This is a genomic window from Thalassospira marina, assembly GCF_002844375.1.
GTDB lineage: Bacteria > Pseudomonadota > Alphaproteobacteria > Rhodospirillales > Thalassospiraceae > Thalassospira > Thalassospira marina.
The window spans coordinates 1,687,847-1,700,902 of record NZ_CP024199.1 but is presented as its reverse complement, the minus strand read 5'-3'; the positions used below and the strand labels follow the sequence as shown (position 1 = coordinate 1,700,902).

Here is a 13,056-nt window from a genome sequence, read left to right as displayed (position 1 = left end):
GTTTTTTTTGCAAAGACCGCCGGGGTCGTTAATGCCATCAAAATAGGAAAAGAATTGGCATCCGCCACCCAAAAGCGAAATTTACCCTAATAAGGTCACAACAACAGCCGCAATGTTAACACTCCTAACAACAGGGTAGCGCTTTGCCGGAACTGTCAGTTCAACATGGAAAAACTGGTTTTGTGCGGGCCGGGTTTTTCGATATGCACGCCATATCGACGCTGGATTTCATCAAACACGCCATTGCGATGCAGTTCATTCAAGGCCTGACGCCAGGGCACAATCACGGTATCGGGGGTTGAGTGGGAAAAGGCCAGATACAGGTCGTAATTCCCCAAGGTAACGGCCGGTTCAACCAAGGATGAAGCAACACCGATTTTACGGCTTTGGCTTTCGACAATCAAATCGGCGGTTTCCCAAAGCACGATCCGCCCGCTAAGCAACATTTGCAGCCCGTTATTGGGCGCATAAAGCGGCATCAGGTTTTTAAAGCCAAGGGCGCGCAACGCCCGTTCCGATGCCCCGCCAGCCTGCACGCCAATTGCCGATACAACCCGGGCTTCTTCCAGCGACCGCACCTTTACCGGACTGTCCGCCAATTGATAGAAGGCCGACTTGCTATAGGTGATGGGGCCAACCCACTTAAATTCGTCTTCACGTTCGGGAATACGCACCATCGAGAAAGCGGCACTGTAGGGTTCTTTTTCAAGCGCGGATAACACACGTTTCCAGGGCAGCATTTCAAATTCGCCGCTATGCCCCACCAGTTTCGCCATGGCCGAAACAACTTCGGCGCCAATACCGGCGATCCCCTCGTTCGTGCGATAATTGAAAGGCGGCAGATTTTCAGTATAAATCCGGACAGAACGGGCCGCACCAATATATCCCTGATCGGGATTTGAGCCCATCGCCTGCTGGGCAAAGGCCACAACCGGAACGACAAACATAAAAGCGGTCGCAACCACTAAAAGAACAATGCGTGCGGGCCGTGCTAAGCCACTGTCAGACATCGCTTAAATACCGTGACTCAAACACAATTCGACCCCAGCAAGGGCATCTGGCAGGCACATCTCAGGCGTGCTCCTAAATATGCGTTTTCGGGAAATTCAACCTGAAAAACACCATTTGCCACAAAAATACCTTGCGCTCACAAGGACTTGTTGATTGCCAGCAGAGCCAAACATCATTTACTGTATTCGACTTGCTTCACTGAAAACAAAAGGACCAAATTTACCGAACAAATTCGCCCCGCAATTGTCCTCGTATTGAATCACCACAAACAGACAAAGAACAGGAAGAAAACTTCCGGCTTTTTGTCAGCAGTGATTCGCGGGCTTAATTTCGGTTTTCCCCACTATACTACCGTTTTACTGCCCCCATAGCCCACTATACCGGCCTTTAACTCGAAAAAAAGTCAGCAATAGTTGAGCATGAAAAAGACTTATAACGAAAAAATTCGACATTCAACCAAAAAATTTCGTGGTGCATCTTTTTCGCGCCATACGAGAATTTTACGAAAAACCTCACAGCATCCTTCAACAATCCGGGACGATGGAAATGGCAAAAAATAGCCGTGCCACGACACTGCCCGTCCTGGACCCAGCCCTTGGCGAACGTATCCGGCATGTCGTTGACATGTTCGACCGTAAAAAAGACGCCGCCGAGGTCGCAGGCGTCATCCCCGAACAGTTAAACCGCTGGTGTCAGGCACAGTCAGAACCACGGTTTGTGGGCGTGGCCCGCCTGGCATCGGCACAGGCCGTGCGCCTGGAATGGATTGTGACGGGCAAAGGCCCGGTTCATATAGACCCGGCAACCGACCCGGCCAACATCGCACCCCCTGCCGTATCTGGCAAAAACGGAGGGCAACCAGCCACCGACCCGGCCCAAAGCAATGTGCACCACATGGCATTGTCTGAAATGGTTGCACCAGAGATGGTTGCCGGCATAAGCGGAACGATACCCGCAGACGCGACGGGCGATGTGGCAAATGACAGCGCCCTGCCCGCCAAAGGCACAGTGGCCCGTTCAGCATCTTCGGAAAAAAAAACGTCCCGCACGAAAAAAAGTCGGTCAAAGACCAGCGAGGCAGATAATGATGCTGTGGAAACGCCCTATAGCAATCATGGCCTGCTATCGGCCATCGTTACCGGTTTTTTGACTGCCGAAGGCGTGGAAGATGCCCCGCGCATCACCAAAAACATTCTGGCTGCCTATAGCGAGATCATTGCCCTTTTGGGGGATGAGCTTAGCCAGGCGGATACCGGCATGATGATTGCGCAAATTGTTTCGGCCATCATTCGTCGCCATTCCATTTCCAACCGCCCCAGCCCCAGCGAAACTGAATCTGTCTAACTTACGACTCTGTCGCTATGCTGCCCGATCCAACCTGCCCAGCCCCTGTCCTGTTAATGCACCATCCCTGCGACACATCTTTTGCGTCCCGCAATGCAACCAACTACCATAACACCCCGCACCTATCCCGCCTCGCTATGAACGGCAGGAACAACCAAGCGCATATGGCATTTCAGGGCTAAACAGACTGCAATCGCACCTGTGCCCGCGCAATGAATACAGCGCGCAGCAGGATTGCGTCCTTCTGATATTTGCCTGCCGGATTAACGATTATTGCAGAACAGTTCAAAAAAGGGCCGCCGGATGGGCAACATCGTCGATCATTAGCTGAACACCTTCGCGTCCTTGCCAGGTATCGCGGCGCAAATGCCCCAGCACATGCAACGGGCGGCCACCATGACGCAGCAGCGCCTGCCCCATATCATTATCAAGGCAGCGAAATGCAATTGCCTTTAACCGGCCCTTGCCGTTACTGCCGGTCAGTATGCAGCGCACATGATCTGCCCCAACCACATCGGCCTTAACCACCTTGCAATCGGCAAAGACAAAGCGGGGTTCGGCATTACCGGCACCAAATGGCCCCATACGCTCCAGCGCATCAATCAGCTCGACCGTTGCGCCCATGGCATGCAGGGCGCCATCCACCGTCATGGTCGGGCGGATATTGTTTTCGGCGATCAGGCGGGCAAACCGCTGTTCAAGGAAATCTTCAAATTCGCCATGTTTGGCCGGGTCCAGGGTAAAACCGGCTGCCATACCATGCCCGCCACCATTTACCAGCAACCCGGCCTGCCGTGCTGCAATAATGGCAGCCCCCAGGTCAATCCCCCGAACGGAACGGGCTGATCCCTTATAAACCCCGTCAACCTGCCCCATTACCAGGGCTGGCACGTGGTAGCGGTCCTTCAGGCGGCTGGCGACAATACCAATAACACCGGGATGCCAGTCTTCTCCACCCACCAGCACCATCGCGCCGATACGGTCTTTTTCCTCGACCATGCGAATGGCCTGATCAAGCACGTAATCCTCAATCGATTTACGTTCGCGGTTAAATTCATCAAGGCGGACGGCAATGGTGCGGGCCTTGGCGGCATCATCACCCGATAACAGGGTAGTGCCCAGCCCGGCCTCGCCCACACGCCCACCGGCATTCACCCGCGGACCAAGGACAAAGCCCAAATGATAGGCACTGGGCAGTTCGTTGACACCCCCCACATCGGCCAGGGCGGAAATGCCGCAATTGCTGCGATGGCGCATAATTTTAAGCCCCTGGGTCACAAAGGCACGGTTAAGCCCGCGCAACGGCACTACGTCACACACCGTGCCCAACGCCACCAGATCCAGCCAGTTGCGCAGGTCTGGCGGGCGAACACCATTTTTCTGGAAATAGCCGCTTTCACGCAAAGCCCGGCACAGGGCGACCGATAGCAAGAAGGCAACACCGGCCGCACATAAATCCCCCATCCCGCTGTCATCATCCAGGCGGTTGGGGTTCACAACGGCAACCGCCTGTGGCAATTCGGGCTCGGCGGCATGATGGTCCACCACGATAACATCCAGGCCGGCATCGGCGACCTCGGCCAGCGGGGCATAGGCGGTGACGCCGCAATCAACCGTTAAAACAAGGCTGGCACCACGACGCTTCAAATCCAGCAAGGCAGGTGCGTTAGGGCCGTAACCTTCGGTCATGCGGTCAGGGATGTGGACGGCAATATTGTGGCCCAGCGCGCGGAACACACGCACCAGAAGAGCAGTACTGGTGGCACCATCAACGTCATAATCGCCAAAAAGGGCGATTTTTTCGTTATTTTCAAGTGCGGTGACAATGCGCGCCACGGCCTTGTCCATATCCCGCAGGGATGACGGGTCTGGCATCAGGTCGCGCAAAGTGGGAGTCAGGAAACTTTCGGCATCATCCAGGCCAATTCCGCGCGCGGCCATAACACGCCCGACAATCTCGGGCACGCCAAAGCGCTGCGACAGGGTAACGGCAAGGCGGTCATCGATATCGCGCTGACGCCACCATTTACCGGTGACGGAACGCTCGATCCCCAAAAAGGTAGTTTCACTGGATTGCTGTGCTGTCATGACGCCATTGGATAGCGCAAAGATGCGGTTCCTCAAACCCCGAAATGCGCCGGGATGATGCAAAATCTGCTTGGCAGCCTGTCAATACAGGCCCCTTGCACAAAATGCACGCAACGGTGCATATACCCAACGTCACAAGACGAAATAAAAGAAAATATCGCCAGTAACTATATAAACATTGCTACAATCTAAAGTGATGGTTAATATTAACCGCAATACTGATAAATCTAATTTTAAGAAATTCCCCAGTTAAAAATAGCCACCATCCTGAATGCTTAGAATGCCCGCATTCCCGTATAGCATTCACAATACTTTTAGCTGAGACGATTTTAAAACCGGTCCTTTTTCTACAAAAAACAGCCACATTTCATAGCGCGAATCACAGATGTTACTTGTGATAAATTCCCCCGTGTGAGAAATTCAAAGCAATATCAAAAAGTGGCCAAGAGCCACGGACGGTAAAAAACCGTCACACTCCACACGGGATCACGAGGCCTGTAAAATGAAGAAGTCCGCACGTCGCGGTCTTACCGCGATATGTATACTGGGAGGTATATTCTCCCTGCCTTTTGTCATGTTTTCTCCGATGATGTTTGATGCACCGGGTTCAGAAAACAACATTTACCTGCATTTGCTGTTTAGCAGCGTGCTGCTGTTTCCCCTGATGTCGTTTTGCGGTGCCTTCTTCCCCTGGCTGTTGCGACGATGGGAATGGTCGGCGTGGTTTTTTCTGATGCCGTTTTTTGGCACCGGATTTGTGGTTTTTTCGGCCACGCTTTTACAAGTCAAATGCAGCGGCGATTTCGCCTGTATCACCTGACAAAAAGGCCCGCCAAACCGGCGGGCCTTTTGCTTTGGCGCAGTAATCGCAAAATCAGGCGGCAGCGGCCTGCAGTGACTTCATATCGATGACAAAGCGGTATTTGACATCGGATTTCTGCATGCGTTCATAGGCCGTATTGATGGTGGCCATGTCGATCATTTCAACATCGGATGTGATGTTGTGTTCAGCACAGAAATCCAGCATTTCCTGGGTTTCCTTGATACCGCCAATCAGGGAACCGGCAATGCGTTTGCGGCCCATGATCAACCCGGCACCATGGAAGCCTTCAAGCGGTTCGATCGCCCCGACAATGACCATCGTCGCATCACGCTTGAGAAGGCCAATATAGGGGTTGAGGTCATGCTTGACCGGAATGGTGTTTAACAGGAAGTCAAAGCTGCCAGCATGGGCTGCCATCGCATCCTGATCCTTGGAGATCAGAACTTCATGGGCGCCAAGACGTTTGGCGTCTTCACCCTTGGCGGCCGATGTGGTGATCATGACAACATGCGCACCCAAGGCGACGGCAAATTTAACCCCCATATGCCCAAGGCCACCCAGGCCAACAACGCCGACCTTATCACCCTTTTTGACATTCCACTGGCGCAGCGGCGACCAGGTGGTAATGCCAGCACATAGAAGCGGTGCCACTGCCTTGGTATCAAGGCGATCAGAAACGCGCAGAACGAATTTTTCGTTCACAACGACCCTGCCGGAATAACCGCCATAGGTATGCCCGCCCAGCACCTTGTCATCACCGTTATAGGTGCCGACCATGCCGTTTTCGCAATATTGTTCCAGCCCCTCCTCACAGGACGGACAGGACTGGCAGCTATCAACCATGCAGCCAACACCAACCAGATCGCCGGGTTTGAAGCCTTTGACATGGGCACCAACATCGGTAACGCGCCCAATAATTTCATGCCCCGGCACAACCGGATACATGGCTACACCCCAGTCATTGCGGGCCATATGCAAATCGGAATGGCAAACACCGCAATAATCAATTTCGATGGCAACATCATGCGCACCGGTCTGACGGCGTTCAATCGTCAGCGGACCCAGATCGGACGTTGCGGATTTGGCACCATAAGCTGCAACCTGCATTTTCTCTCTCCGTTAATAGAGTGATCAGTCAGTCAATTTTACGGTAAAAAATAGTCACGCCTTTATGCCCGCCCAGAAGACATCAAAACTGCGATGAATATGTTTGCCCGTTTCAACCGCATCCAATTTCTGACGACGCAGAAAATCAACAGCAACGCCAAGCTGCACGGTGGAAAGTTCACAAATATAATCAACAGGCAGATCCACCAGTTCACGCTGGTCAACGCCATCTTGCAGTTTTTGTACCTTCAGTTCGAAAATTGCATCTGCCCGCTCAAGTGCGGCAGGGCTTAACGCCAACGCAGCCCTAAGAAAATTGCAAACTTCATGACGGAGCGGATTGGCCAGGGCCCATTTGATATATCCCTGCCAAATACCGAACATGACTTCCTTTACCGACATTTCCCGACCAAGACTGGCAAGCACATGCGCAGCAATATCTTCCTTGATTGCCAGATAGACACTGTCAATCAACTGCTGTTTGGTTGGAAAATAGTTAAACAGCGTCCCATTGGACACGCCGGCTTCCGCCGCAATTTTTGCTGTGGAAACCGACACGCCGTCGCGGGCAAAAAGACTGATTGCCGTATCGATCAGATGTGCCTGTTTGTCTTTCATTCCGCGACCCTATCAAAGACTGACTGATCAGTCAATCACCCGGAAACAGGGGAGACCGAAAATCAGCATCCCCTGCCCTGCCATGTAAAATGCCTGCTGGCCCGATTGCCAGCTCAGACGATTTTTTCATCTGCCGCAATCATGGCCAGGCCATGTGCAACAGACAGGAAAGGCTGACCAATTTCAACCCGCTCTTTGCCAAATCCGTCTTCAAACAGGCGACGTACAGCCGGGACATAGGATGTACCACCGGTCATGAATACCTTGGAAATATCGGCAGCCTGCAAACCGGCCTGATCAAGGCAGTCTTTGGCGGCTTTCTCGATGTCAGCGATATCGGGGCTGATCCAGCTTTCAAAATCCGCACGGGTCAATTTTTCATCAATTTCAACGCCGCGATGGCGGAATTGCAGACGGGTTTCACCGTTCGATGACAGCTCGGCCTTCGCCTTTGATACCGACTGATACAGGAAAAAGCCCAGTTCATCTTCGATGATGGTAACCAGATCGCCGATATCATCGGCACTTTCGGCGGTGCGGATAATGGCCTGAAGGTCGTTCATTGTGCGCTGGTTATGCATCATGGACAGATAATGCCAGCGGGCAAAGGCCGTATAATACTGGCGCGGCACCGGCAAAATGCCACCCATGGCCCGGTAATTGGTGCCAAAGCCCAACCGCGGCCAGATCGCATTCTGAATGATGCGATAGTCAAAGCTGTCACCAGCAATGCCAAGGCCGGTATGCGCCAGTGCCTGCACCCCGGCAATGCCCTTGCCTGGCTCAAAGCGGATCACGGAAAAGTCGCTTGTGCCGCCGCCAAAGTCGGCAACCAGCACGGTTTCCGGGCGATCAAGGGTACGGCCATAATAATAGGATGCCGCCAGCGGCTCATAAACCATTGCCTCGACTTCAAAGCCCGCCTGCTCGTAAGACGCACGTAACCTCCCCTCGGCAAAGGCGTTATCAGGCCGCGCACCGGCAAAGGCCACCGGACGGCCGGAAATAACCCTGCGGCCCAGATGACCCAGCTGGTTTTCGGCGTGATGATGAACCTGGTTTAAAAACAGCGCAATCAGGTCTTCAAGCGAGAAGGCCGTGCCGAAAATATCGGTACCTTCAAAATCCTTGGCCGCCAGATAGGATTTGATCGACTGGATCAGACGGCAATCCTGGCTTTCGCGCTGATATTCGGCAATGGCAAACGGTCCGGAACAGCTTTTAAGCTGCGGCACGGAACCGGCAACGCGAATATCCTGCTCCTGCCAGAGATACAAAATGGTGCGATAGGTATCGAAGTGGTTATTGCCGACTTCAAAGCTGGCGGATTTCACATTTCCTGCTTCGTCCGCCACGGCAAGAACAGAATTGGTGGTGCCAAAATCCAGAGCAATAATTTCGGACATGCGTGCAACCTTTCCAAACTGTTTAAATACCGGCCCCGACAAGGGGGCGAAGGATTTAACCCAGCTTGGTGGGCACTGCAACCAAAAACCGCAGCGCCGGGTTTAATCGGCACTGCGGTTATTTTCGGCGTGAAGGAAAGTTTATGTTACACCCTGCCCGCTAGCCACCCGGTTTGTTGAAATCTCTCAGACGTTTTTATCAGGCGAGGAAAAGGCCATATGGGGGACAACACCCTCGCCGCCTTCGCGGCGGGCAGTTTCCCGGTTAACCGACTGGCCGCCGCGCCACAAACGCGGGGATGCCAACAGAACCAGAAGCAATGCAATCAGCGGCACTGCCAGGCGCTGAAACAGGGCCTGAAAATCCATACCGACGTCATTTACCGTCCAGGCGGCTGTTCCCATAAAGGTCAGCAGATAGAACCAGAAACCCAGCATCGACATGCGCATCATGAAGAAACCGGCAAGGAAAAGCCCGGCACCCGCAAGAGCGTAAAAGCTGGATGCGCCCAGCATGATCAGCCAGACACCCCCGGCAAAAATTGGCATTCCGATACACAATATGACAATCGACAGGGCGATAACGGCCCAATAGCCAACACCCCGGGCCGGGGCGGCGTGATCTTCGTTGCTCGTGTCCATAACCAGTGTCCCATTGGCGGGTTCATTGAAAAGGTTTTGAAACAAAACGCCGGGAAAACTGGAAAGGTTCCAAACATTATTGCGGAATTGACCATTTTTGCCGCAAACTTCAAATAAATGGCCATTTTCCGCCATAAAAAAATGGGGTGCCGCAGCACCCCATTGATGTTCAGACATTTCGCCAAGGCGAAAAAAGCCGGAAATGGATTATTTATACCAAACCTTGCGGCTGAAATCGTGAACGGCACGAATATAGCGAACGGTGCCGCTCTGGCTGCGCATCACGATTGATTCAGTTTCCGCACCATGGGCAAAACGGCGTACGCCGCGCAACATCGCACCATCGGTAACACCGGTTGCAGCAAACATAACATTGCCGCGGGCCAGTTCGGTCAGGGTGTATTTGCGATTCAGATCCTCGATACCCCATTTGTGGGCACGGGCCACTTCATCATCGTTGCGGAACAACAAACGACCCTGGAACTGCCCGCCAATGCAACGCAGTGCTGCGGCCGCCAGAACACCTTCCGGTGCACCACCCGTACCCATATAAATATCGATACCAGAGGTTTTCTGCGAGGTGGCAATAACACCAGCAACGTCGCCATCATCGATCAACATGATGCGTGCGCCCGCTTCACGGGTTTTGGCAATCAGCTCTTCGTGGCGCGGGCGGTTCAGGATGCAGGCAACCAGGTCGGAAACCTCACAACCTTTGGCCTGTGCCAGGCTTTTAAGGTTTTCACCTGCCGTTGCATCAAGGTCGATAACGTCATCAGGCAGGCCACCGCCAACCGCGATTTTCTGCATATAGGTATCAGGCGCGTTCAAAAAGCCGCCTTTTTCCGCCATGGCAACAACAGCCAGCGAGTTCGGGCCGCCGGTTGCGCAAATGGTGGTGCCTTCAAGCGGATCCAGCGCGATATCGATTTCAGGGCCTTCGCCACTGCCAACTTCTTCGCCGATATAAAGCATCGGGGCTTCGTCGCGCTCGCCTTCACCAATCACGACAGTGCCGCGAATATCAAGGCTGTTAAGCGCATTGCGCATGGCATCGACTGCAGCCTGGTCCGCAGCCTTTTCATCGCCGCGTCCCATCAATCCCGAGCAAGCCAGTGCAGCTGCTTCGGTGACGCGTACTGTTTCAAGCGCAAGATTTCGATCCATATCTTCCGTCCTTGTCTGTTGGTGCGGGGTCTGGGGGCCCCGTCTCATTCTTCCCGGTAGGCGCATTTCTTTGGTTGGCCCAAAGTTATAACGCCCCGCTGGTGTAAACCTGCGGGGCGCATATGTCTTTTTTTTGTTTTGTTACGACGCGAAATTTTCAATACGCATCAAAACAGGCGGCTGCGAGTTGCTTTCAAAAGCCGTAATCGTTGCGAGCGCCTCAAGCATCGACCCTTCGCTGGTCTCATGGGTGATGAAAACAACCGGCACAACACCGCCTTCGGTTTCCGCCCGCCCCTGCTGGATCATCGAGGCCATCGACACCCCGTTGCGCGCCAGTGCAGCCGTTACCTCGGCCATGACACCCGGGCGATCCCAGACCATCAAGCGCAGATAATAGGCGCCAACATGCTTTTCGAGCGGAGCACGCACATTCTTTTTCAAACGATCGGCGGCAACACCGAAGACCGGTGTTTTACGGCCTGCGGCAATATCAACCAGATCGGCAACAACGGCAGAGGCCGTCGGGCGTTCGCCCGCACCACGACCCTGCAAAATAACCGGGCCAACATAATCGCCTTCCAGGGCAACGGCATTAAAGACACCTTCGACCTTGGAAATCTGGGTGGTACGATCCACCAGCACCGGCGAAACGCGCTGTTCAATGCCTTCGGCGGTCTGCTTTGCGATACCCAGCAATTTGATGCGATAGCCCAGTTCTTCGGCCATCTGGATATCAAGGGCGGAAACACTACGAATGCCCTCCACCGCGATGGCATCGAAATCAACCTCAACGCCAAAGGCAAGGCTGGTCAGGATGGCGAGTTTGTGTGCGGCATCAATACCATCCACGTCAAAGCTGGGATCAGCTTCGGCATAGCCAAGCTTTTGGGCTTCGGCCAGAACATCGGCAAAATCGCGGCCCTGCTCGCGCATGGTGGTCAGGATATAATTGCACGTTCCGTTCAGAATGCCGGTAACACGCGACACCACATTGCCCGAAAGCCCTTCACGCAGGGCTTTGATCACGGGGATACCACCGGCAACTGCGGCTTCGTAGGCGATGGTAACGTTATTGGCATCGGCAATACGGGCCAGTTCCACACCATGCAGCGCGATCAGCGCCTTATTGGCGGTCACAACATGCTTGCCTGCTTCAAGGGCCGCCTTGCACAGGTCATAGGCGATGCCATCGGAACCGCCAATGGTTTCGACAATCACATCAACATTGGCATCCTGTGCCATGTCTCGGGCATCTTCATACCAGGCAAGGCCATCAGTCGAAAATCCACGGTCCCGAGTTCGATCGCGCGCCGATACTGCTGTGACAATCATCGGGGTCCCGGAACGGTCCGCCAGATTGTCCCTGTGTTCGCTCAGCAGTTTAACGGTTCCGGCACCGACCGTACCCAGGCCTGCCACACCGATCTTTACGACGTTTTGCACGATAACTCCTCATGCCGTAGTTGGATTTTCCGACATATGGCAAAGACCACAAAAAGCAGCCTTTGCGCACATAAAATTTCGCCCGGGACATGTCCCAGGCGAAACACAGATTGCTTTATCGGATATCAGACGGTTTTCTTCAACAGTTCCCGTGCAGATTCTGCATCGGGACATTTCTGGAAGAACTGTTTGATATTGCGATTGGCCTGACGGATGCGGTGTTTGTTTTCAACCAGCGCAATACGTACATGGCGATCCCCATATTCACCAAAGCCAAGACCCGGTGCCACAGCCACCCCGGCTTCCTTGAGCAGCAGCTTGGAAAAATCAAGCGAGCCCAGTTCGGCAAACTGTTCGGGGATCGGTGCCCAGGCAAACATGGTTGCCTGCGGCGACGGCACGTTCCAGCCCGCAGCCTGCATGCCTTCGATAAAGATATCTCGACGTTCGCGGTACAGGTTACGAAACTCATCAACGCAATCCTGCGGGCCGTTCAGGGCTGCGGTTGCCGCCACCTGGACGGGGGTAAACGCACCATAATCCAGATAGGATTTAATGCGCGTCAAAGCATTGATCAGTTTTTTGTTGCCGGTGGCAAAACCGATACGCCAGCCCGCCATCGAATAGGTTTTCGAAAGCGAATAAAACTCGACGGCAATTTCCTTGGCGCGCGGGATCTGCAGGATCGAGGGCGGCGGGTTGCCATCGAAATAAATTTCCGAATAGGCGATATCGGAAAGAATATAGATTTCATGCTCGCAGCAGAAATCGACCACTTCTTTATAGAAGTTCAGATCAACTGTCAGCGCGGTCGGGTTTGCCGGGAAGTTCAGCACAACGGCACTGGGTTTGGGCACGGAATGCTTAACCGCACGGTGAAGCTGTTCCATAAAGCTTTCACCGTTAAACGACCCCTGATCATCATGATCAATCGGAATATGACGCAACGCCGCACCGGCAATGATGAAGCCAAACGCGTGAATCGGATAGCTGGGATTGGGCACCAGAATGATGTCACCGGGGCTGGTAATAGCCGCCGCCAGGTTGGCAAGACCTTCCTTGGAGCCAATGGTGACAACAGTTTCGGTTTCCGGGTCGATATCGACACCAAAGCGGCGGCCATAATAGGCCGCAAGTGCCTTGCGCAGGCCAGGAACACCGCGCGACATGGAATAGCCGTGCGTGCGCGGGTTTTGCACCGTTTCAACAAGCTTGTCGACAATATGCTGGGGCGTTGCCGGGTCCGGGTTGCCCATGCCGAAATCGATGATGTCCTCGCCCGCTCGCCGCGCCGCCGCCTTCATCGCATTTACTTCTGCGAAGACATAAGGGGGAAGACGTTTTACGCGGTGAAATTCAGAGGACATTATCCTGTATCCTTGTCAAATTCGCCTTTACGCAACT

Annotated in this window: 10 protein-coding genes; 1 reads left to right on the top strand and 9 read right to left on the bottom strand. The window is 53.7% G+C overall.

Annotation, left to right across the window (positions count from 1 at the left end):
• Positions 1-155 precede the first annotated feature (155 nt).
• Complete coding sequence (locus tag CSC3H3_RS07715; protein ID WP_101267705.1) at positions 156-1,010, bottom strand: substrate-binding periplasmic protein; 855 nt, start codon at positions 1,008-1,010, stop codon at positions 156-158.
• Positions 1,011-1,557: 547 nt separating this feature from the next.
• On the opposite strand from CSC3H3_RS07715, the gene CSC3H3_RS07710 reads away from it, so the two are divergent.
• Positions 1,558-2,355, top strand: a complete 798-nt coding sequence (locus tag CSC3H3_RS07710) for a hypothetical protein (protein ID WP_157831860.1) — start codon at positions 1,558-1,560, stop codon at positions 2,353-2,355.
• 285 nt (positions 2,356-2,640) lie between these two features.
• Here the strand turns inward: CSC3H3_RS07710 and recJ are convergent, their stop codons facing one another.
• From recJ to CSC3H3_RS07665, 8 genes are all read right to left on the bottom strand, one after another.
• On the bottom strand, positions 2,641-4,443 hold the full coding sequence (gene recJ, locus CSC3H3_RS07705; RefSeq protein ID WP_101284478.1) for a single-stranded-DNA-specific exonuclease RecJ: 1,803 nt from the start codon (positions 4,441-4,443) through the stop codon (positions 2,641-2,643).
• An 874-nt stretch (positions 4,444-5,317) separates the two neighbouring features.
• Entirely contained in the window at positions 5,318-6,373 is a 1,056-nt protein-coding gene (locus CSC3H3_RS07695; RefSeq protein WP_101284477.1) for an NAD(P)-dependent alcohol dehydrogenase, read from the bottom strand.
• A gap of 54 nt (positions 6,374-6,427) precedes the next feature.
• On the bottom strand, positions 6,428-6,991 hold the full coding sequence (locus CSC3H3_RS07690; protein ID WP_101267714.1) for a TetR/AcrR family transcriptional regulator: 564 nt from the start codon (positions 6,989-6,991) through the stop codon (positions 6,428-6,430).
• Positions 6,992-7,104: 113 nt separating this feature from the next.
• A complete protein-coding gene (locus tag CSC3H3_RS07685; RefSeq protein ID WP_101267715.1) occupies positions 7,105-8,397 on the bottom strand; it encodes an Hsp70 family protein in 1,293 nt (430 codons plus the stop codon).
• A gap of 186 nt (positions 8,398-8,583) precedes the next feature.
• Positions 8,584-9,039, bottom strand: coding sequence for a glucose dehydrogenase (locus CSC3H3_RS07680; RefSeq protein WP_157831859.1), 456 nt, complete (start codon positions 9,037-9,039; stop codon positions 8,584-8,586).
• 207 nt (positions 9,040-9,246) lie between these two features.
• Positions 9,247-10,206: a class II fructose-bisphosphatase gene (glpX, locus tag CSC3H3_RS07675; RefSeq protein WP_101267719.1), complete on the bottom strand. Its 960-nt coding sequence runs from the start codon at positions 10,204-10,206 to the stop codon at positions 9,247-9,249.
• Between the two features lie 141 nt (positions 10,207-10,347).
• A complete protein-coding gene (locus tag CSC3H3_RS07670) occupies positions 10,348-11,652 on the bottom strand; it encodes a homoserine dehydrogenase (protein WP_101267721.1) in 1,305 nt (434 codons plus the stop codon).
• Positions 11,653-11,777: 125 nt separating this feature from the next.
• The gene (locus tag CSC3H3_RS07665; protein WP_101267723.1) at positions 11,778-13,019 is read right to left on the bottom strand and encodes an LL-diaminopimelate aminotransferase; all 1,242 of its coding nucleotides are present in this window, start codon (positions 13,017-13,019) and stop codon (positions 11,778-11,780) included.
• Positions 13,020-13,056 lie beyond the last annotated feature (37 nt).